The organism is Agathobaculum massiliense (assembly GCF_900291975.1).
In the GTDB taxonomy this organism is placed as follows: domain Bacteria; phylum Bacillota; class Clostridia; order Oscillospirales; family Butyricicoccaceae; genus Agathobaculum; species Agathobaculum ammoniilyticum.
In genome coordinates this window covers 2,997,276-3,018,462 of sequence record NZ_OMPN01000001.1, presented here as the reverse complement: position 1 = coordinate 3,018,462, position 21,187 = coordinate 2,997,276, and the positions used below count along the sequence as shown (strand labels likewise).

Annotated in this window: 24 protein-coding genes and 1 other annotated feature; of the genes, 4 read left to right on the top strand and 20 right to left on the bottom strand. The window is 62.7% G+C overall.

All coding sequences use genetic code 11. The annotated features are described in order from the left end of the window. Positions 1-22: 22 nt before the first annotated feature. The 20 genes from recN to DBQ51_RS15185 all read right to left on the bottom strand — a co-directional run bounded on the left by recN (position 23) and on the right by DBQ51_RS15185 (position 16,240). Entirely contained in the window at positions 23-1,708 is a 1,686-nt protein-coding gene (gene recN, locus DBQ51_RS15280) for a DNA repair protein RecN (RefSeq protein WP_107631987.1), read from the bottom strand. A 15-nt stretch (positions 1,709-1,723) separates the two neighbouring features. Further along, positions 1,724-2,179, bottom strand: coding sequence for an arginine repressor (locus DBQ51_RS15275; RefSeq protein ID WP_054327316.1), 456 nt, complete (start codon positions 2,177-2,179; stop codon positions 1,724-1,726). 24 nt (positions 2,180-2,203) lie between these two features. After that, positions 2,204-3,067 (bottom strand): NAD(+)/NADH kinase, encoded by an 864-nt coding sequence (locus tag DBQ51_RS15270; protein ID WP_159068206.1) that lies wholly within the window; start codon positions 3,065-3,067, stop codon positions 2,204-2,206. Then, positions 3,060-3,857, bottom strand: coding sequence for a TlyA family RNA methyltransferase (locus DBQ51_RS15265; RefSeq protein ID WP_107631986.1), 798 nt, complete (start codon positions 3,855-3,857; stop codon positions 3,060-3,062). Before DBQ51_RS15265 ends, DBQ51_RS15270 begins: the two co-directional genes overlap by 8 nt. Next, positions 3,850-5,718, bottom strand: a complete 1,869-nt coding sequence (gene dxs / locus DBQ51_RS15260) for a 1-deoxy-D-xylulose-5-phosphate synthase (protein WP_107631985.1) — start codon at positions 5,716-5,718, stop codon at positions 3,850-3,852. Before dxs ends, DBQ51_RS15265 begins: the two co-directional genes overlap by 8 nt. Before the next feature lie 25 nt (positions 5,719-5,743). Beyond that, positions 5,744-6,337 (bottom strand): hypothetical protein, encoded by a 594-nt coding sequence (locus DBQ51_RS15255; RefSeq protein WP_107631984.1) that lies wholly within the window; start codon positions 6,335-6,337, stop codon positions 5,744-5,746. Positions 6,338-7,116: 779 nt separating this feature from the next. Then, a complete protein-coding gene (locus DBQ51_RS15250) occupies positions 7,117-8,001 on the bottom strand; it encodes a polyprenyl synthetase family protein (protein ID WP_054327313.1) in 885 nt (294 codons plus the stop codon). Beyond that, positions 7,998-8,234: an exodeoxyribonuclease VII small subunit gene (gene xseB, locus DBQ51_RS15245; protein WP_107631983.1), complete on the bottom strand. Its 237-nt coding sequence runs from the start codon at positions 8,232-8,234 to the stop codon at positions 7,998-8,000. The genes DBQ51_RS15250 and xseB overlap by 4 nt, the downstream gene beginning before the upstream one ends. A 1-nt stretch (position 8,235) precedes the next feature. Next, positions 8,236-9,510 carry an exodeoxyribonuclease VII large subunit gene (gene xseA / locus DBQ51_RS15240; protein WP_054327311.1) on the bottom strand — a complete coding sequence of 425 codons (1,275 nt, stop codon included), beginning with the start codon at positions 9,508-9,510 and terminating at the stop codon, positions 8,236-8,238. Continuing rightward, a complete protein-coding gene (locus DBQ51_RS15235; protein ID WP_107631982.1) occupies positions 9,507-10,445 on the bottom strand; it encodes a tRNA (adenosine(37)-N6)-threonylcarbamoyltransferase complex transferase subunit TsaD in 939 nt (312 codons plus the stop codon). The genes xseA and DBQ51_RS15235 overlap by 4 nt, the downstream gene beginning before the upstream one ends. Then, the gene (gene nusB / locus DBQ51_RS15230; protein ID WP_054327309.1) at positions 10,438-10,914 is read right to left on the bottom strand and encodes a transcription antitermination factor NusB; all 477 of its coding nucleotides are present in this window, start codon (positions 10,912-10,914) and stop codon (positions 10,438-10,440) included. The genes DBQ51_RS15235 and nusB overlap by 8 nt, the downstream gene beginning before the upstream one ends. Positions 10,915-11,059: 145 nt before the next feature. Beyond that, complete coding sequence (locus DBQ51_RS15225) at positions 11,060-11,473, bottom strand: Asp23/Gls24 family envelope stress response protein (RefSeq protein WP_054327308.1); 414 nt, start codon at positions 11,471-11,473, stop codon at positions 11,060-11,062. Between the two features lie 65 nt (positions 11,474-11,538). Further along, positions 11,539-12,060, bottom strand: coding sequence for a SpoIIIAH-like family protein (locus DBQ51_RS15220; protein ID WP_107631981.1), 522 nt, complete (start codon positions 12,058-12,060; stop codon positions 11,539-11,541). Between the two features lie 34 nt (positions 12,061-12,094). Further along, the gene (locus DBQ51_RS15215; protein ID WP_107631980.1) at positions 12,095-12,646 is read right to left on the bottom strand and encodes a hypothetical protein; all 552 of its coding nucleotides are present in this window, start codon (positions 12,644-12,646) and stop codon (positions 12,095-12,097) included. Next, positions 12,643-13,119, bottom strand: coding sequence for a hypothetical protein (locus DBQ51_RS15210; RefSeq protein WP_054327305.1), 477 nt, complete (start codon positions 13,117-13,119; stop codon positions 12,643-12,645). The genes DBQ51_RS15215 and DBQ51_RS15210 overlap by 4 nt, the downstream gene beginning before the upstream one ends. Beyond that, positions 13,116-14,219 carry a stage III sporulation protein AE gene (locus DBQ51_RS15205; RefSeq protein WP_107631979.1) on the bottom strand — a complete coding sequence of 368 codons (1,104 nt, stop codon included), beginning with the start codon at positions 14,217-14,219 and terminating at the stop codon, positions 13,116-13,118. The genes DBQ51_RS15210 and DBQ51_RS15205 overlap by 4 nt, the downstream gene beginning before the upstream one ends. A gap of 14 nt (positions 14,220-14,233) precedes the next feature. After that, entirely contained in the window at positions 14,234-14,623 is a 390-nt protein-coding gene (locus DBQ51_RS15200; protein ID WP_107631978.1) for a SpoIIIAC/SpoIIIAD family protein, read from the bottom strand. After that, positions 14,620-14,814 (bottom strand): stage III sporulation protein AC, encoded by a 195-nt coding sequence (gene spoIIIAC / locus DBQ51_RS15195; RefSeq protein WP_107631977.1) that lies wholly within the window; start codon positions 14,812-14,814, stop codon positions 14,620-14,622. Before spoIIIAC ends, DBQ51_RS15200 begins: the two co-directional genes overlap by 4 nt. Before the next feature lie 14 nt (positions 14,815-14,828). Then, the gene (locus DBQ51_RS15190; RefSeq protein WP_107631976.1) at positions 14,829-15,347 is read right to left on the bottom strand and encodes a stage III sporulation protein AB; all 519 of its coding nucleotides are present in this window, start codon (positions 15,345-15,347) and stop codon (positions 14,829-14,831) included. Further along, positions 15,335-16,240, bottom strand: coding sequence for a hypothetical protein (locus tag DBQ51_RS15185; protein WP_054327300.1), 906 nt, complete (start codon positions 16,238-16,240; stop codon positions 15,335-15,337). The genes DBQ51_RS15190 and DBQ51_RS15185 overlap by 13 nt, the downstream gene beginning before the upstream one ends. 146 nt (positions 16,241-16,386) lie before the next feature. Continuing rightward, positions 16,387-16,641 (top strand) — a binding site (T-box leader). Positions 16,642-16,722: 81 nt separating this feature from the next. On the opposite strand from DBQ51_RS15185, the gene aroF reads away from it, so the two are divergent. From aroF to pheA, 4 genes are all read left to right on the top strand, one after another. Further along, positions 16,723-17,739, top strand: coding sequence for a 3-deoxy-7-phosphoheptulonate synthase (gene aroF / locus DBQ51_RS15180; protein WP_107631975.1), 1,017 nt, complete (start codon positions 16,723-16,725; stop codon positions 17,737-17,739). Positions 17,740-17,905: 166 nt separating this feature from the next. Then, on the top strand, positions 17,906-18,946 hold the full coding sequence (aroB, locus tag DBQ51_RS15175) for a 3-dehydroquinate synthase (protein ID WP_242977952.1): 1,041 nt from the start codon (positions 17,906-17,908) through the stop codon (positions 18,944-18,946). Between the two features lie 14 nt (positions 18,947-18,960). Then, on the top strand, positions 18,961-20,052 hold the full coding sequence (gene aroC / locus DBQ51_RS15170; RefSeq protein WP_107631974.1) for a chorismate synthase: 1,092 nt from the start codon (positions 18,961-18,963) through the stop codon (positions 20,050-20,052). Then, a complete protein-coding gene (gene pheA / locus DBQ51_RS15165) occupies positions 20,045-21,184 on the top strand; it encodes a prephenate dehydratase (RefSeq protein ID WP_159068205.1) in 1,140 nt (379 codons plus the stop codon). The genes aroC and pheA overlap by 8 nt, the downstream gene beginning before the upstream one ends. Positions 21,185-21,187 lie beyond the last annotated feature (3 nt).

Below are 21,187 nucleotides of genomic sequence, written 5' to 3'. Positions count from 1 at the left end.
TGAATAATGACCACTGCAATTTCTATCCTCTCTGATATTCCGCCGCTTTCTGCAAAAGCTCCCTCGCGTTCTGCAGCGACAGCTCTGTGATGGTTTCGCCCGACAGCATGCGCGCGATCTCACGGGCGCGCGACGGTTCATCCATGGGCTGCACATCGGTATAGCTTCTTTCCCCACGCACGGATTTGGAAATCAGCAGGTGATGATCCCCCATCGCCGCGATCTGCGGCAGGTGGGTAACGCAAAGCGTCTGCTTCTGCCGCCCGATATCGGACAGCTTGTACGCGATCTGCTGCGCCGCATGGCCTGAAACGCCGGTATCGATCTCGTCAAAAATCAGCATACCAACATCCTCACCCGCCGTCAAGACGTTTTTGAGCGCCAGCATAATCCGGCTCAGTTCGCCGCCCGACGCGACCTTGGACAGCGGCTTTTCCGGCTCGCCGGGGTTGACCGATATCTCAAACGTCACCGTGTCGAACCCGTGCGCGGAGAGCTTGGCTCCCGTATGCACCGCGATGCGCAGCCTCACCTTTTCCATATCGAGCGCCGCCAGCTCGCGGACGATCTCCGCCTCCAGCCGCTTTGCTGCGGCGCGGCGCGCCTCGCCCAGCCGGGCGGCGAGCGCCTTTGCTTCCGCCAGTTCTTCCTTGTACTGCGCGCGCAGCCCCTCGCGCCGGTTGTCCGAATCCTGCAACGTTTCCAGCTCCACCGCAATCCGGTCGCGGTATGCCAGCACCTCAGCAACCGTACCGCCGTATTTCTGTTTCAGGCGATAGATCAGGTCGAGCCGCTGCTCCACCCATTCCCGTTCCGTCGGTGAAAAATCAAGGGTATCGCTTCGTCCGGAAACGCTGTCGCGCAGGTCCGCCGCGAGCAGCCGCACCTCCTCCGCCTGTTCGGCCAGCCCGTCGAACGCCCCCGACACCTCGCGCAGGCCGGCAAGCGCCCCCGCCGCCTGGTCGAGCAGCGCGCACGCGCCGCCGGCGTCGTCATCTCCGTTCAGGGCGCGCCGCGCCTGCTCCAGCGCGCCCGCAATTTTCCCCGCATGGTCGAAATACGCCTTGCGCTGCGCGAGCGTCTCCTCCTCGTCCGGCCGGAGCGCGGCCTGCTCGATTTCCTCCTTGTGGAACGTGAGCATATCGATGCGCTGCAGGCGCTCCTGCTCGCCGGTCTCCAACGCAGTGATCTCGCGCCGCAGCGCAAGCAGCGCCTGATACCGCGGGCGGTATTGATCCAGCAGGGCGCCGTTCCCCGCATACCCGTCCAGATAATCGATGTGATACTGCTCGTCCAGCAGCTTCTGGCCGTCGTTCTGCCCGTGAATATCGATCAGGTACGGCGCGAGCTGGCGCAGCACCGCAGCCGCGACCGGCTTCATGTTCACCCTGCAGGTGCTTTTCCCGTCCGCTGTCAACTGGCGCTGGATATGCAGCGTATCCGGCTCCTCGCCGGTCAGGGCAAGCTCGTCCAGCAGTCCGTGCAGCGCCGGCGACAGGCCGGTAAACACGGCGCTGACAAAGCCCTTCTGCGCACCGGTGCGCACCAGGTCGCGGCTGACGCGCCGGCCGAGCACCGCGCCGATCGAATCGATCACGATCGACTTGCCCGCGCCAGTCTCGCCGGACAGCACGGTCAGCCCGTCCTCCAGCTCAATATCCGCCTGCTCGATAACCGCTATATTCTCAATGTGGAGCAACTGCAGCATCGCCGCTTCCCTCCGTCACTTCAGGATGTCATGCGCCTGCCGGCAGAACCGGTCGGCGCTGTCGTTGTCGCGCATGACAACGAACACCGTGTCGTCGCCGCCGAGCGTGCCGATCACATCCGAGGCGCGCATCGCGTCGATCGCCATGGCTGCCGCCTGCCCCAGGCCGGGCAGCGTCTTAATAACCACCATATTCTGCGCCGCGTTGATCTCGGTCACACATTCGCGGAAAATGTTGCGTAGCCGGGTTGTAAAGCTGTCCGCCGCGCCGGCGGCCGCGGCCGAATACTTGTATTTCCCCGTTTCCGCGGACAGGGTCTTGATCAGACGCAACTCCTTGATATCGCGGGACACGGTGGCCTGTGTCGTGCTGTAACCCAATGCGCGCAAGTGGTCGGTCAGCTCCTCCTGCGTCTCAATATCGAACCGGTCGATCAGGTCAAGTATTTTCGCCTGTCTTTGAAACTTCATGCTCCGCGCCTCCCTCTTCAGAATTCAGAGTTTTTGCTGCAATATCTTGTAAAAGCTGTCTCCCTTGAGCCGCACCAGCCGGCTGCGCAGCGCGGAGCGCGTGATCTCCACCACATCGTCCGGCCGGATGGCGAAGCCCTGTCCGCCGTCGACCGAAAGGAACACCTCGCTGCCGCCCTCGCATGCTGCGCGGATGGAGATACGGCGTTCGGGCGCGAATACAAACGACTTGGCCGCCAGCGCGTGGGCGCAGATCGGAATGACCGCCATATTCTCCGCGCTCGGTTCGATCACCGGCCCGCCTGCGGACAGGCCGTACGCGGTCGAGCCGGTCGGCGTAGCCACGATCACACCGTCCCCGCTGAAGCCGGTAACGTCCTCCTCATCCGCCGCAATGCGCACCCGAACCACCCGAAACGCGGTTCCCTTGGCGACCACGATGTCGTTGAGCGCATCGTCCTCATACACCGCGCGGCCGCCGCGGCGCACCACGGCGTGCAGCATCATGCGGCTGTCAATCGAATACTCGCCCGTGAAAAGCTTTTCCATCCGGCCCAGCTCGTCCGGCTCCAGTTCGGTCATGAACCCGATATGGCCGACGTTGACGCCCAGGAGTGGCAGCTCCTGCTGCGCCGCGGCGCGCGCCAAGCGCAGCATGGTGCCGTCACCGCCCAGAACGACCGCCAGCTCCGCAAGCCGGACGCCCGCATCCGTTTCAACGTATTCCACATCGTCCAGCCCCAGTGGCGCCGACCGCATCTGGAGCGGCAGCATCAGGTGGACGCCGTCGCGCCGGAGCTGTCCACAGACCTTGGGCAGCAGGACGTGCGCCCCCTCCTTGCGCATATTGGGATAGATGAAAAAACTTTTCATGATCGTATCAGCCATCCAATTCCGCATGCGCCTGGCGCACGACTTCCTTCAGATCGGGTACGCTTTCCACACCCCGCTTCGCCAGATACCCCAAAAACTCGATGTTCCCTTCCGGCCCCTTGATCGGGGAAAACGTCACATCCTGCACCGCAAAGCCCGCTTCGCGCGCGTTTTCCACAAACCGTTCCAGCACCTCAAGATGGATCTCCGGCTCGCGCACAACGCCCTTTTTCCCGACCTTGCCCCGCCCTGCCTCGAACTGCGGCTTGATCAGGCAGGCGACGCGCCCGTCCTCTGTCAGCAGGCTGGCGACCACGGGCAGGACCAGCTTCAGAGAAATGAACGAAACGTCGATCACACAGAGCGCCGGAGACTCCTCCAGCATGTCCGGCGTGACATATCGAATATTCGTCCGCTCCATACATTTAACGCGCGGGTCCTGCCGCAGGCTCCAAGCCAGTTGGCCATAGCCCACGTCGATCGAATACACCTTGGCGGCCCCGCGCCGCAGCAAGCAGTCGGTGAAGCCGCCGGTCGACGCGCCCACGTCCATCACGGTCAGCCCCGCCGGATCGATTTGAAAATGCGCCAGTGCCTTTTCAATCTTTTTCCCGCCGCGCGACACGAATGCGTTCTCATTGCCGCGCACCTCAAGCACGGCGTTTTCGTCCACCATGTCGCCCGCCTTGCCGGCCTTTTGGCCCGCGATATAGACGATGCCCTCCATGACCGCCGTTTTTGCACGCTCGCGCGAGGGGAAAAGCCCCTTTTCAAACAGCAGTACGTCCAGTCGTTTCTTAGCCAAGCCCGTTCCCCCCTGCTTTCCGCTTTTCCGTTATATAGTCCGCCACGCTCTCCGCGTCGATGCCGCAGACGCGGTAAATATCAGACACGCTTCCATGCGGCAGAAAGCGGTCGCCCGTGTTGAGCAGATCCAGCCGCCCTCTGTGGATCTGCGCCATCGTTTCCCCAAGGCCGCCGCTCTGCACAACGTCCTCCAGCACGACGCACCAGTCCGCCTGTTCGGAGATGCGGCCAAGCTGCTCCTTGAGCGCCCCGTCGATCCGATTGACCTTCCATACCTGCGTGCGGAGCCCACGTTCCTCCAGCAGCCGCGCCGCCGCCAACGCCTCGTTCACCAGAATGCCGTGGGTCAGCAGTACGGCATCCGGCCGCTCCGCCTCGCGCACGCACGCCGCCGGCTCCGCCGACGTATCCCTCTGGAACGCACCCTCCGCGCCGCGCGGGTAGCGGATGGCGACCGGTCCTTCCTCATGGTAGAGCGCGTCCGAAAGCATGCTGCGCAGCTCGGCGAAATTCGAGGGACAGAATATCTTCATCCCCGGGATGGCCCGCAGGAACGCGACATCCAGCACGCCGTTATGAGTCGCGCCATCCGCGCCCACAATGCCCGCGCGGTCCACACAGAACACCACATGCAGGCCGGAGATGGCCACGTCGTGAATCAACTGGTCATACGCGCGCTGCAGGAACGTGGAGTATATCGCAACGACCGGCAGCAGCCCCTGCGCCGACATGCCGGCCGCCATCGCCGCTGCATGCTCCTCCGCAATGCCGACGTCGAAAAAGCGAGTCGGAAACCGGAACGCGAATGGTCCCAGACCAGTACCCGAAGGCATTGCCGCCGTGATCGCGCAGATGCGTCCGTCCTTTTCCGCAAAGGAGCAAAGCTCCTTTCCGAAAAAAGTGGAAAAATCCATTTCCCCGGCCGCTTCGAAGCGGCCGGTCAGCGGGTCAAAGCTGGAAACGCCGTGATATTTTTCCGGCTCCTGCTCGCTCGGCGCGTAGCCGCGCCCCTTTTGCGTCATTACATGCAGCAGCACGGGTTTTTTCATTTTTTTCGCCTGTGCGAGCAGCTCGCACACGCTTTTCAGATCGTGTCCGTCCACCGGACCGAGATAGGTAAACCCCATCTGTTCAAACAGCGAGGTGGGCAGCACAAAGCGTTTGACGCGCGCCTTCGCGCGCGAAATCGCCCGCGACACCGCCGCGCCGCCCGGAATCCGCGCCAGCCGTTCTTTCACACGGGCCTTGGCGTGCAGGTACCGCGGGCTGACGCGCAGACGCGACAAATGTCGGCTAAGCCCGCCGACATTCTGCGCAATGGACATATTGTTATCGTTGAGCACTACCAGCAGCGGCTCGCCCGACGTTCCGGCGCTGTTAAGCGCTTCGTACGCCATACCGCCGGTCATCGCGCCGTCGCCGATCACCGCGACCACATGGTACTTCTGGTTTCTGATTGTGCGCGCGTGCGCCATGCCGAGCGCGACAGAAACCGAGTTGGAGGCGTGTCCGGTCACACAGGGGTCGGTATCGCTTTCCTCCGGCCGCATAAAGCCGCTGAGCCCGCCGTACTGCCGCAGGGTACCAAAACGGTCCCGCCGGCCGGTCAGTATCTTATGGACGTAGCTCTGGTGGCCCACATCATAGATGATACGGTCGCGCGAGGAATCAAACTCGCGCTCCAGCGCCACCGCCAGCTCGACCACGCCCAGATTGGACGCAAGATGCCCGCCCGTTTTGGAAACCGAGTCCACAATGAATTCCCGCAGGGAGGCGCAGAGCACGCTCAGCGAGTCATAGGAAAGCCCGCGCAGATCGGCTGGGCCTGTGATGGTATCTAAAATTCCGTATCGCTTCATCCATCCTTCTCCCATTGTGAAGGTCTTATGATTTCTTGCTGTCGAATGAAACCGGCAGCAGCGACAGCACACGGCCGCAAAGCGCCAGCACCTTGCTGCTGAACGCAATCGCGACACCCTTGCCCGCCGCCTTGCCGCCGATCGTCATGGCGGAGATCATGCCGGTAACCAGCAGGGAGACCGCCACGACCATTGCCGCATGCATCCCCACGGTGATATTGGCTACGATCAACGCGCCGGTCGCGCCTGAAATGATGCCGCAGATATCGCCAACCACGTCGTTGCAGATGCTCGACACCTTTTCCGCGTTGCGCGACATCCAAACCGCCTCCCGCGCGCCCCGCACCTTGTGCGCGGCCATGGAATGAAATTCCTTTTCGGTCGCCGAGGTTGCGGCAACGCCGATCATATCAAACAGAATGCCCAGCGCGATGAACAAAAACAGCACAGCAAACGACAAAACCGTATTCGCATTGCTGAGCGCTTCGTTCGACACGTAGGACATCACCACGGACAGCAGGAAGCTGGCGCAGGTGATCGTCGCCACCCAGCGCGTATTGATCAGCCGCGGCTTCTGCTGCGGCTGCGCTTTTTTCTTCTGTTTATCGGACGCTTCCAATCCCACTACTCCTTAATTAAAAAGCCGGTTCCGGCTTGCAACTTGTTTGATAAAAGTGGCGGCAGATCGAGTAAATCTTGCGGCTTGAGGTTCGGTTGGCTTTCCCCGCGGACTGCCACGCGTCGCCGTCGTGGGGGTTTCCCATTAAAGTCCGTGCCGGGATGTTGCCATCACCGGGACCGAATTGCCACTGAGTCCGCACTGCAATCCTCGATCTGCCTCTTTGCGAACAGCCTAGGTGATTTCCACTGCAGGCAACACGATTCTTAGCCTCTTTTGCAGACATGGTTTCAACCGTCAATTCCCGCGGCGTTCCTGGCCGGGAAACCGCGGGCGGATACGCTATCCACCATGGCCACGCAAGGCAGGCTACACTGCACACAGCGTTTTGCTTGTGTGCGCCGCCCATTTTCCCGCCCCCAAAAGGGGGCGGGCGGGAGAACACGCACAGTCACGCCGCACCGCAATACAGGTTTCATCCTGCACCGTAGAACATCCATCAATCAAAGCGATGCTATAGGTGTCCCACGCATACAGGTCTCCACGGCGAGAGGGTCGGTACTTCATGCCATTGAAGCGCGCCCGCAAGCCTTAACCTCCAGCATCCACCCCAAACTGGGCGTAAGAAGCAAACACCAGAGACTTCATCGATATGCCCTTCTACGGATTTTTAGGCCCGTCCTGGGAATCGTATGCGCTGACTAGGATACTGCGCCACTTATTTGTTATTTTAACACATACACAGCTCTTATTCAAGAAAACCGCATAAAAATTCACATTTAGTTTGCCCTGCCCGTCAGGCTTCGCGCAAGCTCGGTCAAAAAGCCGTTCCCCGGAAGCCCGTCGAGCGCCGCCACCGCTTCCCCGGTCAGCCGGTCCGCGAGCGCGCGGCACGCCTCCAGCCCAAGCAGAGCGGGAAAGGTCGATTTTTCATCCCGCGCGTCCTTGCCGGTCGTTTTACCGAGCGTCCGCGCATCACCCTCGATATCCAGGATATCGTCCTGAATCTGGAACGCCAGCCCGAGCTTTTCGCCGTATTCGCGCGCCGCTTCCAGCGTGCGCGCGTCGGTGCAGCCCGCCGCCGTGCAGCCCAGCTCGCACGCGGCGCGCAGCAGGCACCCTGTCTTGAGGCTTTGCAGCAGGTTCAGCGCGTCGAGCGATATCCGGCGGTGCTCCGCCCCCAGGTCGAGCACCTGTCCCGCAATCATGCCATTCATACCCGCCTCGCGTCCCAGAATGCGCACGCACCGCAACACGGCTTCCGCGTCAAGCCCCTTCGCGGCGGCGGCGGTTTCAAACGCAGCGGTCAGCAGCCCGTCGCCCGCAAGGACGGCGGTTGCCTCGTCAAACGCCTTATGGCAGGTCGGACGCCCGCGGCGCAGGTCGTCGTCATCCATGCAGGGCAGATCGTCGTGGATGAGCGAATAGGTGTGGATCATCTCAAGCGCGCAGGCAAACGGCATCGCCTTGTCCGCTTCTCCGCCGCACAAGCGGCAGAATGCCAGCACGATCACCGGCCGCAGGCGCTTGCCGCCCGCCAGCGCCGAATATTTCGCGGCCTCAAAAATACGGTCGTAGCCCTCGCCCGTTTCGCGGGAAAGGTATTGCGCCAGCGCGGCTTCGATCTGCGCGACATCCGCCTTCATCTGTTCGGAAAACGTCATTTTGCCGCCTCCTCCGCGTCAAAGGGCTGTTCGGTCAGTTCGCCCTGCGCGGTTTCCTGCATCACGGTCACTTTCTGTTCCGCCTTGTCCAGCAGCCTGCCCAGCGCGGCGGACAGCTTCGTCCCCTCCTCGAACAGCTTCATACTCTCGTTCAGCGGCGCCTCGCCCTTTTCCAGCAGGCGGACGATCTCCTCCAGCCGTTCCATCTGGTTTTCAAACGTTTTTTCAGCCATGCTATGATTCCTCCCTGATATCGGTCACGCGGCAGTCCGCCGCGCCTTTGGCAAACCGGATACGCAGCGTATCGCCTGCTTTGAGCGTGCGCGCGTCGCTGACGACCGCGCCGCGCGCCCCTTTCGTCGCGACCGCATAGCCGCGCGCCAGCACGCGCAGCGGGCTGATCGCGTCGAGCGTCGCCACAGCTTGCGTAAAGCGCAGGCGCCGCCTGTGCAGGCCGCCCTGTCCCGCCGTGGCCAAGCGCTGCCGCAGCACGGCCAGCTTCTGCGACTCGCGTCCCAGGCGCGCGGGCAGCGCGGCGCCCAGCCGGTCGGCCATCTGGTCGAGCAGCAGGCGCTTTTCCGCGATATAGTGCGCGGGGGTGCGCAGCGCGAGCCGCTCCTGCAGCCCCGCCAGGCGCTGCCCCTTTGCCTGCAGCAGCTTATGCGCAGCCGTATGCAGCCGCGTATGCAGCGCGCGGACCGAAAGCGCATACTCTGTCCGGTCGGGGACCGCAAGCTCGGCCGCGCCCGATGGCGTCGGCGCGCGCAGGTCGGCCACGAAGTCCGCGATCGTCACGTCCGGCTCGTGGCCGACCGCCGAGATCACAGGTATTTCCGAGGAAAAGATCGCCCGCGCGACGACCTCTTCATTAAACGCCCACAGATCCTCCATCGAACCGCCGCCACGGCCGCACAGGATAACGTCGGCCTCCCCCACCGCGTTGGCAAGCCCAAGCGCGCGGGCGATGCTTTCCGCCGCGCCCTGCCCCTGCACCTGCGCGGGATAGAGCGTGACCTTGGCGAGCGGCCAGCGCCGTCCCAGAATGCGGATCATATCGCGCACAGCCGCACCGGTCGGAGAGGTAACCAGCGCAATGTGCCGCGGGCAGGACGGAATGGGCTTTTTACGGCTCTCGTCAAACAGCCCTTCCGCATACAGCTTGTTTTTCAGCTGCTCAAAGGCCAGATTCAGCGCACCCGCCCCGTCCGGTATGACCTCGGAAAGATAGAGCTGCACCGCGCCCGTGCGCGGGAACGAGCTGACACGCGCCCGCACAATGACCTTCATCCCGTTCTGCAGGCGGAACTTGAGCCGCGCCGCGTCCGACCGGAACAGCACCGCGTTGATGGATGCGCCCTCGTCCTTGAGCGTCAGGTAATGATGGCCGGAGGAATGCGCTTTATAGTTGGAGATCTCGCCCTGCACCAGCAGGCTGCGGTAGCCGGGTACCGCGTCGAGCAGTTCCTTGATCTCGTTGTTCAGTTGGGTTACGGAATAGATGGTGCTCACGTTTTCATCCTTTCATACAGCCGCGAGGCGAGTACGGCCGCGCCGACCGCGTTGTCGCCCGACAATGCCGGCTCAGCGAAATATACCGCGTCCCCGAACGCCTCCCGCATCCGCGCGCGGATGACCTCGCTCGCCATCACGCCGCCCGCGCACAAAATCGGGCCGCCGTACCGCCGCACCGCCTGGTCGGACGCTTTGACGACCGCGTTTGCGACCGTTTCCAGCGCAAAGCGCGCGAGCTGCGCAGGCTCCGCAGCCTTTTGCCTATTTTCCACCTGGTTCTGCATACCGGAAAGGGAAAAGCGGCTATCCACCACCTTTGGCGCAAAACCCTTTTCCGGCCGCGCCTGCAGCGCCAGCTTGTCCAGCGCCGCACCCGACGGGAATGGCAGGCCGAGCAGCGCGCCGGTCCGGTCGATGAACTGGCCAGCGGCAAGGTCAGTCGTGCCGCCGACGCAGGTGCAGCCCGGCAGTCCATCCTCCCCCTGCCGCACCAGCAGCAGCTCGCTCGTCCCGCCGGACAGGTGCCACGCAAGCAGGCTCCCATCCAACAGGTCGAGCCTGCCCGCGCTCAGCGCGGCCGCCGCGATATGCCCCTGCTGATGCGAGACTGCAAAAAGCGGCACAGATAGCAAATGCGCCGCGCTGCGCGCGACGCTCTCCCCCGCCAGAAAGCAGGGCATATACGAGCCCTCGACCGCGCGCGGGCGGGTGCTCACGCCGATGGCGCGCACTTCTCCTGACGGCAGGGACCCGATCTTCTCATGCAGACGCACGGTATGCTGGAACAGCGCGTCCGACTGACGCAGGCCGATCGCGCCCTCCGGCACGGACAGCAGACCGCCCTCGTTGCGCCACGCGCCCGACGACGCATCATAAACCGCCGCCGAGGTGCGGTAATTCGAGGTGTCGATCCCTAGGAAGCGCTCAGGCATCGGCCGTCTCCAGCGCCGCGGGCTTGTCCGGAAACTCCGCGCGCGCCACCGAGCCGAGTACGCCGTTGACGAACGCGGCCGCTTCGTCCGTATCGTACACCTTCGCCAGCTCGACCGCCTCGTTGATCGCCGCGCCGACCGGCACATCGTCCACATAGCGCATCTCATAGATCGCCAGGCGCAGCACCGCTGAGGTCATGCGCGACAGGCGGTTCAGCTTCCATCCCTTGGAATAGGCTTCGATCGTGCGGTCCAGCTCCTCCAGACTGCCGGCAACGCCCTTGACCACCGACCGGATGTACTGCGTCTGCTGGTCGGACAGCTTGCCCGCATACAGCGCGATATCCCCGCTGATCGAGGCCATGATGCTCTCGTCCAGGCGGTTGTTCAGATTTTCATCCTCAAACTGCTGAAACCCCATCTCAAAAATCAGATGCAGGGCAATCTCTCTCGCTTTTGTTCTGCTCACGGCGGCAAGCTCCTCCTATATTTCTGAATACGACCTATTTTATCCTATTTTCGCCAAAATTTCAAGCCGATATTCCATGAAAAGCGGGAGGATTTGGCAAAACAAAAGCGGCATGGCCGCCGCCATGCCGCTCTCCCTATCCGTTTCAGCCCTGCTCCTGTCCGGCCGCCGGCTCCTCCGCCGCCGGCGCGGGCGCGAACGTCACGCCGCCGACGTGGATATTGACCTCGGTAACTTTGAGGCCGGTCATGGATTCCACCGAAGCTTTGACGTGCTGCTGCACCTGCTTTGCCACATCGCAGATGTTGTGGCCGAACAGCGCAAGGAAGCCAATCTCGATCCGGACCGTCCCTTCCTCGCCGATCTCGATGCGAACGCCCTTGGAAATGTTTTTCTTGCTCAAAAAGCTGACGATATCGCTTGTCAGGCTGGAATACAGTCCGCTTACGCCTTCCGTTTCCGAGGCTGCAAGCGCGGCGATCGAAGCGACAACGTCTTCAGAAATACGAATGCAGCCCTGGTCGTCCTCGGTTGACCAGTACTCCTTATGATCCGCCATACTGTTCACTCTCCTTTTTACGGATTATAACACAGTTTTGGCAAAAAAGAAAGAGAAAATACCGATCAGGCCGCCTCGACAATCTTGATCTGGCCGGCCGACATGCCGGTCTCGGAGATAATGATGTCCTTGATGACCGTAACGTCCTCGGCCTGCAGGCCGCCCTCCGGCGGCGCGACGACCGCGTTTACGCTGTCGTCCCCAATCATCACAACCGCATCCTCGTACCCTTTCGCGCGGATCAGGCTCTCGATGTTCGCCTCGGCCACGGAGTCCTCGGCCAGCGCGGAGATCTGTGCCGCCGCCTCGTCCTTCGCGGTCTGGTCGGCTTCCTCGCTCTCGCTCAGCTCCTTGAGCGTGCTGACCGCCTCATCCCTCGCCTGCTCGCGGGTCAGACGCGAGGCCGCGAAGTAATCCGTCCCGTCCGCCGCGCCTTGCGCGCTTGCCGCCGTGTCCTCCGGATCGGTCTGTTCCGCGACCAGCAGGTCCTCCGGCGCATCGATGTAGCTCCAGTTGAGGTAGACCGCAACGCAAAGCAGCAGCGCGATCACTCCGTATATTGCCCCGCGTTTCTTGATTTTTTTCATGACTGCTCGCCCTCCTGTACATGGTTATTATGTTTTATGTTCCCGCCGCCATTTTCAGAACCGTAACTTTGTCCGAGCCGATGCCGCATACGGTACCGACCGCCTGCGTCACTGCAAGGCGCACCTGCGCGTTGTCCGCGCCGTCGCACAGGACGACCGCGCCACGGAACGTCGGCAGCAGGCTTTTTACCGTCACCGGCTTTTCGCCGTAGCTTCCGTCTGATACAACGGTCAGATCGCTTTCATAGCTTTGTCCTGCGTCGCCGTTCCTCGTCTGGCGGGTGTTCACAGCATATACCGCCTCCTCGGTCTGGTCGAGCGACAGCATCAGTTCCACCCGCCCCACACCCTCGATCGCCGCAAGTTTTTCGTTCAGGTCCTGCTCAAACACGGCCAGGTCGAATCCCGCCGTCTCCGGCTGTCCGGTCTGCGCCGCGGCCTGCTCCTCCCCCCCGCCGAACCACCCACCGGAGGCAAGCAGTAGCATCCCCGCCAGCAGCACGATCAGGACCGCCCGATACCGGTGCGCCAGCGGCCGCAGCTTCTCCCCCAGGTCTTTCAGCCATGCCAGCTCTGGTTTTTTCATCTTGCAATCATCTCCTGCCTTTCCTCCGGCACCCCGCACTCCTCGGTCAGAATCGCGCGCAACTCTTCCAGGCGCGCCGCGTCCCGCCCGCCGTAATATACGGTCACGCGGTCCACCTGCAAAATCCCGTTTTCATCGTTTGCCATGGTCACATCGACCGTACAGTCGAAGCCCTCTTTTTGCGTGCGCTGCTCCACCATCTCCGCGATGCTGGCCGCGACCGTACTCATGGTGGTCTGGGTGTTTTGCTCCTGGATTGCAGCGATATCCTCCTGGGACGGCACGCCCCAGCCATCCCACGCGGCGGTGCGCAGGCCGGAGAGCGGCTGCAGCAGCGCCAGCAGCATCAGCAGACCCGCCGCAGCCTTGATGATCTCCCGCAGCGCCCCGCCGCCCACCATGCGCAGCGCAACCGCCGAGGCTACGCCCGCCAGTGTGACGCGCATCAAAATTGTCTGAAATAATTCGGTCATATCGGCTTCACCATCGCAACCACATATACCAGCTCCAAATACAAGATCAGGCAGCAGGTGCTGAGCATGCCGAGCAGCAGGCCGAAGCCCGTGCCTACCCCCTCCAAAAGCTGCCGCAGGCTGCCCGAGCACAGCGGCGACAGCACGGCCGCCCCCGCCTTATAGCACAGGTAGCTCGCGCCCGCGCGCAGGAACGGCACCAGGCAGATAGCCGTGACGCACAGCATCCCGAACACGCCGATCGAATTTTTGAGCAGCGACGCGCCGGACAGCACCGTCTCGGTCGCGTCCGAGATCACGCCCCCCACCACAGGCACCGCGCCCGACACGGCAAACTTCGCCGTTTTCAGCGCCATCCTGTCCACGCTGCCCGAAACGCTCCCCGCTATGGTAAGGTATGCGGTAAATAGCGTCAAAATGAGCTTGAGCGCACCCGAGGTCAGGCTCTTGATCCCGTCCGCGAGGCCGCGCAGCATGCCGTTGCCGGTCGCCGCGTCCACTGCGGTGATCGCAAGATACGCACAGGCCGCCGGCACCATCAGCGTATGGATCAGGCGGATAACAAGGTCGAACACCACCATCGTCGCCACCTGCAGCACGGTGGCGGTCGCGGCGCTGCCGCCGGCCGACAGCGCGGCCGCCAGCACCGGCTGCAGCGTGCCGGAAAACAGGCTGATCTGCTCCAGCGTATCGCGGCAGAGCGACAGCACGCCGGAAAAGTCCTGCAGCAACACGGCAGCGCAGCCGAGGGCGCCCGCCATATCGATCCATGCGTCCGCTTCGCCGCCCGCCGCCGCGGAAAAGCCGCGCGCCATCGCGGTGAGCAGGATCACGACCGCTACCCGCGCCAGGCTATGTACCGCGTTCTGCAGCGCGCTGCGGCTGTCCTCCGATACGTTGTCCAGCAGGCGCGCGAGCGAGCCTGCCAGCTCGTCGGCGGTTTCCGGCTGGATGCCGTCCAGATACCCCCGCCGCTCCTCCGGCACCGCGCCGAGAAGCGATTCCCCGCCCGTCTGCCCGATATCCACACCCGATGCCGCCGCTCCGGCGGATACGAGGCAGGCCAGGAGGACGAGCCATACAACGACCAGTTTTTTCATCCATCCGTTTCCTTTCATACCGTCCAGTCGGCCACCAGGCCCAGCACCTGCTCCAGCAGCGGCAGACACAGGGAAAGCGCAAGCACCGCGCCGGCAATCTCCAGCTTGGCGGCAAGCGCGGACTGCCCCGCATCCTTGCACAACGCGCTCATGACGCGCACCACAACCGCCACGCCCAATGCCTTGCACACCGGCAGATACAGGCTGCCCGTAATGCCGCCCTGCGTCAGCAGCGCGGAAAAGCGCTGCGCCGTGCCGCCGATCGTCTGGAACGCCTGCAGCAGGATCAGCACGCCCGCGGTCAGCGTCAGCAGGAAGGCAATGGCGGGCGCGTCCTTTTTCAGCACGAGCGAAAGCACCAGCGTCAGCAGCGCCAGCCCGCAGGCCGCGGTCAGCCCGTTCAAAAGCCGAACACGCTTTTCATCATCGAAAAGAGCTGGCTGATCTCCTGCACAATCAGCATCAGCACGACGATCAGCCCTGCGAGCGTGGTCATCAGCGCCTGCTCCTCCCGTCCGGAACGCGTCAGGAGCTGTCCAAGGACAGCCACCAGGATGCCAACGGCCGCGATCCGGAAAATCAGATCAACATCCATACTTCCCTCCGTTGTCAGATCAGCACCAAAACGACCAGTATCCCGAGCGCGATGCCGCAGGTGCGGTACAAATTCCCCTTGCTTTGCAGTTCCTCGGCCGCCGCCGCGCGCGCGGCGGACAGGCGCCGGCCAATCTGATCCAGCCCCGCCGCCTGTTCGACGGCGTCGTAGCGCCCCAGGTAGTTCGCGGCGTCGCAGAGGATATCGCATTCCGGCGCGCCGAGTCCAGCCTCCGCGCGGTTGTCCCGCAGATTGACGCGCCACAGATAGCTGAGCGAAAGCCCATTCTGCTCGCGCAAGCGGCGCTGAAGGCCGCCGAACACCAGCCGGACGGTCGGGTTTTCGTTTTCCGCCAGCGTCCCGATGATCTCAGGCAGCGGCGCGCGGCGGCAGGATATCTCGCTGCTGATCAGCGAGAGAGCCATCAGCATCGCGTCCGCCGCCGCAACCCGCTTTCGCAGGCCCTGGCGGGCAGACAATCCGAGCGCCGCGCAGGAGCCGAATATCATCACCGCACCTATCAGCTTGAGCATGTCCGTTCCTCCAATCGTTCCATGCGGTATTCCCGCTTTCCATCCCTCCGGCCGATCACGACCGCCCGCCTGAAAACGCCCAGTTCCAGCAGGGAGCGGTAAAGCGGCCTGCGCCGCAGGTCGTCCGTTCCCGCCGCGTGCGCGGTCGCGAGTACCGCCGTGCCGCAGTGCGCGCAAAGCGAAACCGCCTCCACATCCTCGGGCGCGGTGATCTCGTCGAACGCCAGCAGCGCGGGCGACATGGTTTTGAGCAGCATGAGCGCCGCCCGCTTTTTCGAGCAGTTTTCCAACACATCAGTACAGCGCCCGATCGCGAACTGCGGCACGCCGTCTGCCAGCGCCGCCACCTCGCCGCGCTCATCCGCCACAGCGACCGTATGCCCCTTGTCCGACACCGCGCGCACCCATTCCCGCAGCAGCGTGGTTTTCCCAAAGCCGGGTGGCGACAGCAGCAGCATGGATTGCGGCTCACCCTCCCCAACCCAGGGCGCGATCACGGCATCCACCCCCCAGGCCTGCCGCGCGATGCGCAGATTGACGGAGGACAGCCCGCGTATGCCGACGACCTTTCCGTTTTCCTCCGCTGCGGTGCCGCAGACACCCAGCCGGTGGCCACCCGTAAGCGTAACAAACCCGTTTTTCAAGCTTTCCGTATAGCTATGTACCGAATACCGCGCGGCGCGGCTGAGGATCTCCCGCAGCTCCTGCGCGGTAACGACGGCAAGCTCCAGCTCCCGCTCGCCGCGGGCCGTTTTGACCGCCGGCGGCCGTCCCGCCCGAAACCGCAGCTCCTCGACCTCCTCCTGCCCCTCCAGCGCCGCGAGCTGCGCCGCGCGAAGCGGCGGCAGGCATCCAGCCGCCTGCTGGTAGGCTTTGTCCTGTTTCACTTCCATATTGCATCACCTGTCCTACTCTATGAGCGCCGTCTGCGGAATATGACTGTCCGACGCCCTTGACCGCAATTCCTCATGAAACAAAACCGTAACAATTTTTGCATTGACAACCCGAGGCATCGGTAATATAATAAGTACAAATATTGCACAAAGCGATGACAGAGGAAAGTAGTTGTTCCAAGTGCGGCTTTCAGGGAGTGTCCGGCATGACTGGAAACGGACGCAGACGCCGGCACGATGAAGTTCCCTCTTAAGCTGCGGCGCTGAAAAAAACCTTGCAGTAGGCGCCGACGGACTCCTCCGTTACAGGGATAGGATATTTTGTGTATCCGAAAAAGTGCGGCATGGTTTCCATGCCGAATGTGGGTGGTACCGCGGAATGTTTGTCTTTCGTCCCTCTTTGTGGATGAAAGGCTTTTTTTATGCTTTTTCTCCGCCGGACAAACGCAATTCACCCCCAATATGACAAGGAGAGAAAACACATGATTATCATTATGAAGCAGGGTGCGACCCGCGAACACGTTGAAGAGCTTTCCAGGCACATCGAGCGTTGGAATGTCAAGGCCAACCCGATCTACGGCGCGGGTACGATCGTCATCGGTCTCGTCGGCGACACGGGCGCGGTGGATAAGGACGCGCTGCTGCGCGACCCCCAGGTGGAAAACATTATCAAGGTGCAGGAGCCATTCAAGCTGGCCAACCGCAAGTTCCATCCGGATAATTCCCAGGTCGAGATCGCGCCGGGCGTGGTCGTGGGCGGTAAAAAGCTGGTCGTGATGGCCGGCCCCTGCTCGGTCGAAAGCGAGGAGCAGATCATCGACGTGGCGCGCCATGTGCAAGCGGACGGCGCCGCCGTGCTGCGCGGCGGCGCGTGGAAGCCGCGCTCCTCCCCGTATTCGTTCCAGGGCCTCAAGGCTGAAGGCCTCGAACTGCTCCACAAGGCGCATGAGGCGACCGGCCTGCCGGTCGTGACCGAGATCACCAACCCCGCGCATATCGAGCTGTTCCTGGATAAATGCGACTGCTTCCAGGTGGGCGCGCGCAATATGCAGAACTTCGAGCTGCTCAAGGAGCTGGGCCAGACCAAAAAGCCCGTGCTGCTCAAGCGCGGCTTCGCCAATACGATGGAGGAATTCCTCATGTCCGCCGAATACATCATGGCAGGCGGCAACGAAAACGTTATCCTGTGCGAGCGCGGCATTCGCACCTACGAAACCTACACCCGCAACACGCTGGATATCTCCGCGGTGCCCGTACTCAAGCGCATGAGCCATCTGCCGGTCATCGTTGATCCGTCCCACGCGGGCGGCATCTACTGGATGGTTGAGCCACTGGCCAAGGCCGCGATCGCCGCGGGCGCGGACGGACTGATGATCGAGGTTCACAACGACCCCGCGCACGCCCTGTCAGACGGCGCGCAGTCGCTCACCTACGATTCGTTCCACGAAACCATGACCAATCTGCGCGCGGTGGCGCAGGCAGTGGGGCGCGAAATCTGATTTCGCTTGAAGCTGCCGTTTCCGGCGAGGGGGACGTGACGAGGTTTTGCCGCGGGCGCGTCCAAAGCGCGACTTCGCGCGCCGCATCGCTCGATTTCCCATCTTAAAAATGCGCCTGACGGCGCGGTACAAATGTGCAGTTTATCATCAAAGGAGTGCTTCAGTAGTGCAGACCCTAAGCCTGACGGGCACGAACGGCGTGTCCGATATCCATATTGAAACCGGCCTGCTCGGCCGCGCGGCGGCGGCCATGCTCGATGTTTTTTCCCCCAGCCGCGCGCATATCGTCACGGATTCGACGGTCGCGCCGCTGTATCTGGAAGCGCTGGAACGCCAATTTTCCTTTCCGGTCTCCCACACGGTCATCCCCGCGGGCGAGGAGTACAAGCGGCTGGCAACGGTCGAGACCGTCTATCATGACATGCTCGCCGCCGGCATGACCCGCAAGGATCTTGTTATCGCGCTTGGCGGCGGCGTGGTGGGCGATATCACCGGCTTCGCCGCCGCAACTTTCCTGCGCGGCCTAGCCCTGTGCCAGATTCCAACCACCCTGCTCGCGCAGGTGGATTCCTCGGTCGGCGGCAAGACCGGCGTAGACCTCGCGGAGGGTAAAAACCTGGTCGGCGCGTTTTACCAGCCGCGCCTGGTTCTGATCGATCCGGCGGTGCTTGTTACCCTGCCGGACGCGACCTTCGCTGACGGGATGGCCGAGGTGGTTAAATACGGCTATATCGCCAATAAGGGCATTCTGGACCTGGTTGCCTTGCCGGATTACAAGGCGCGCATCGGGGATATCATCTACGAATGCGTCAAGATCAAGCGCGACGTGGTCGCGATCGATGAGCACGATACCGGCCTGCGCATGATTCTGAACTTCGGCCATACGATCGGCCACGCGGCGGAGAAGCTCGGGCATTATACCGACCTGACCCACGGCAGGGCGGTCGCCATCGGTATGGTTGCGGCCATGCGGCTGAGCGCCCTGCTTGGCAATCAGGACCTGACCGCGCCGCTCACAAAGCTTTTGCAGCACATCGGGCTGCCGACCGCTCTGACCTATGACCGCGAGGCGATTTACACCGCCCTGCTGTCGGATAAAAAGAAGTTCGGCGCGACGGTCAATTTCATCTTGGTCCGCGAGGCGGGCCGCGCGGAGATCACCCCGATCGACGTGGAAACGCTGCACAAATACATTCTCAAACTGTAAGGAGGCAATGCCCAATGGGTTCCATTTGGGGAAACGCCATCAAACTATCGCTCTTCGGCGAATCGCACGGGGCCGGCATCGGCGTGGTGATCGACGGGTTTCCGTCTGGCGTCGCATATGACGAAGCCTTTATCCTGCGCGAGATGGAGCGCCGCGCCCCCGGGCGCAACAAGCAGTCCACCCAGCGCAGGGAGGCCGATCTGCCGCTTATCCAGTCCGGCGTCTACAACGGCAAAACCACCGGCACGCCTCTCTGCGCCCTTATCCAGAATACCAACCAGCGCTCGGGCGATTATGCCGCGCTGTCCGCGCAGCCCCGCCCGGGCCACGCGGACTATACCGGCATGGTGCGCTATCAGGGTTGCAACGACCCGCGCGGCGGCGGCCATTTTTCCGGCCGGCTGACCGCGCCGCTTGTGTTCGCGGGTGCGATGTGCAAGCTGTGGCTGAAAACGCAGGGCGTGACGGTCGGCTCCCATATCCAGTCCATCGCGCAGATTCAGGATATGCCGTTCGACGATGTGGATGTGTGTCCCGAGCAGCTTGACGCGCTGCGGGAGGCCGACTATCCGGTCAATAACCCGCGCGCGCTGGACGCCATGCTCGCCGCGATCGAGGATGCGCGCGAAGCGCAGGATTCGGTAGGCGGCGTGATCGAATGCGCGGCCACCGGCCTGCCCGCCGGACTTGGCAGCCCCATGCTGGATACGGTGGAGGGCCGCCTGTCCTCCCTGTTGTTCGGCGTACCCGCGGTCAAGGGCGTGGAGTTCGGCGCGGGCTTTGCCTTTGCCGCGCTGCGCGGTTCCCACGCAAACGACGCCATCTATCAGGAGGCAGGCACGGTCAAAACCGAAACCAATAACAACGGCGGTGTCAACGGCGGCATCACCAACGGCATGCCGCTCGTGTTCCGCGTGTGCATCAAGCCGACCCCTTCCATCTCTTCGTTACAGCAGACGCTCAATCTTCAGACCGGCCGGGTTGAGCCGCTTTCCATCCATGGGCGGCACGATCCCTGCATCGTCACGCGCGCCGCGCCCGTCGTCGAGGCGGCGTGCGCCGTCGCGCTGGCAGACCTGCTGCGGGAGGCGAACGGCTATGCGTGAATTACCCGCAATCCGCAGGGAGATCAACGAGGTGGATGAACAGATGCGCGCGCTGTTTCTCAAGCGCATGTCGCTCGCGCTTGAGGTGGCGCATGCCAAGGCCGAAACGAACGACAGCGTCTATAAGCCTGATCGGGAAGCGGAAATCATTGAACAGCGCACTGCGGGTATGGACGGGGAAATCCGGCTCAAATATACCGCGTTACTGCAAAGCATGATCCGCGCGAGCCGCGAATATCAATACAGCGAGCAGCTTCGGAAGGAGCCTGCGCGTTTCCCGTTCCATCCGGCGGGGTCCGCGCTCGACCCGAAAACCGTCTACTACCAGGGCGTACCGGGCGCATACCAGGAGCTGGCGGCGCGCGCGCTGTTCCCACAGTGCGAGCCGGTCAACGTGCCGACGTGGGAGCAGGTGTTCCGCTCCGTGCGCGACGGCACTGCGGATGTGGGCGTGGTTCCAGTCGAAAACACGACCGCCGGCACGGTCAGCGAGGTTTACGACCTGCTCCTGGAATACGGCCTGTGCATCAACCGCTCGTATATCCGGAAAATCTCGCATTGCCTGGCCGCAGTGCCGGGCGCGCGGCTTGCGGATATTCAAAGCGTATGCTCCCATCCGCACGCCCTGCCCCAATGCCACGCGTTTATTGCCGCGCATAATCTTGAAGCGATCGAAGTGGCCAATACCGCGATCGCGGCGCAGAATGTCCGCGATAAAGGCGACAGGCGGCTTGCCGCCATCTGCTCACGCGAAGCGGCCGAGCGGTACGGCCTGCACATTCTGGAGGAAGGCATCAACGACCTCAAGCACAACGAAACGCGCTTTATCGCAGTCAGCCGGATGCTTACCAGCCAGCCGGAGGACAACCGTATCGAAATCGCGTTCCACATCCCGAATGTCGCGGGCTCGCTCAACACCGTGCTGGATACGATTGCGCACTACGGCATCGACATGACCAGCATCTATTCCCGACCTCTGAAAGACAGCCCCTGGTGCTATGTGTTCTATCTGGATTTCACCGGCAATATGCGTGACCATGCTGTACAGTCCCTGCTATACCAGCTCCATGAGGAGCTTCCCTACATCAAGGTCATCGGCAGCTATCAGGTGTCCGATGCGACGGAGGAGTAAAAA

Coding starts and splice junctions, on each gene's coding strand:
- recN (WP_107631987.1), bottom strand. CDS start 1,708: ATGCTGCAGTTGCTCCACATTGAGAATATAGCGGTTATCGAGCAGGCG.
- DBQ51_RS15275 (WP_054327316.1), bottom strand. CDS start 2,179: ATGAAGTTTCAAAGACAGGCGAAAATACTTGACCTGATCGACCGGTTC.
- DBQ51_RS15270 (WP_159068206.1), bottom strand. CDS start 3,067: ATGGCTGATACGATCATGAAAAGTTTTTTCATCTATCCCAATATGCGC.
- dxs (WP_107631985.1), bottom strand. CDS start 5,718: ATGAAGCGATACGGAATTTTAGATACCATCACAGGCCCAGCCGATCTG.
- DBQ51_RS15250 (WP_054327313.1), bottom strand. CDS start 8,001: ATGACGTTTTCCGAACAGATGAAGGCGGATGTCGCGCAGATCGAAGCC.
- xseB (WP_107631983.1), bottom strand. CDS start 8,234: ATGGCTGAAAAAACGTTTGAAAACCAGATGGAACGGCTGGAGGAGATC.
- DBQ51_RS15235 (WP_107631982.1), bottom strand. CDS start 10,445: ATGCCTGAGCGCTTCCTAGGGATCGACACCTCGAATTACCGCACCTCG.
- DBQ51_RS15225 (WP_054327308.1), bottom strand. CDS start 11,473: ATGGCGGATCATAAGGAGTACTGGTCAACCGAGGACGACCAGGGCTGC.
- DBQ51_RS15220 (WP_107631981.1), bottom strand. CDS start 12,060: ATGAAAAAAATCAAGAAACGCGGGGCAATATACGGAGTGATCGCGCTG.
- DBQ51_RS15215 (WP_107631980.1), bottom strand. CDS start 12,646: ATGAAAAAACCAGAGCTGGCATGGCTGAAAGACCTGGGGGAGAAGCTG.
- DBQ51_RS15210 (WP_054327305.1), bottom strand. CDS start 13,119: ATGACCGAATTATTTCAGACAATTTTGATGCGCGTCACACTGGCGGGC.
- DBQ51_RS15205 (WP_107631979.1), bottom strand. CDS start 14,219: ATGAAAAAACTGGTCGTTGTATGGCTCGTCCTCCTGGCCTGCCTCGTA.
- spoIIIAC (WP_107631977.1), bottom strand. CDS start 14,814: ATGGATGTTGATCTGATTTTCCGGATCGCGGCCGTTGGCATCCTGGTG.
- DBQ51_RS15190 (WP_107631976.1), bottom strand. CDS start 15,347: ATGCTCAAGCTGATAGGTGCGGTGATGATATTCGGCTCCTGCGCGGCG.
- DBQ51_RS15185 (WP_054327300.1), bottom strand. CDS start 16,240: ATGGAAGTGAAACAGGACAAAGCCTACCAGCAGGCGGCTGGATGCCTG.
- aroF (WP_107631975.1), top strand. CDS start 16,723: ATGATTATCATTATGAAGCAGGGTGCGACCCGCGAACACGTTGAAGAG.
- aroC (WP_107631974.1), top strand. CDS start 18,961: ATGGGTTCCATTTGGGGAAACGCCATCAAACTATCGCTCTTCGGCGAA.
- pheA (WP_159068205.1), top strand. CDS start 20,045: ATGCGTGAATTACCCGCAATCCGCAGGGAGATCAACGAGGTGGATGAA.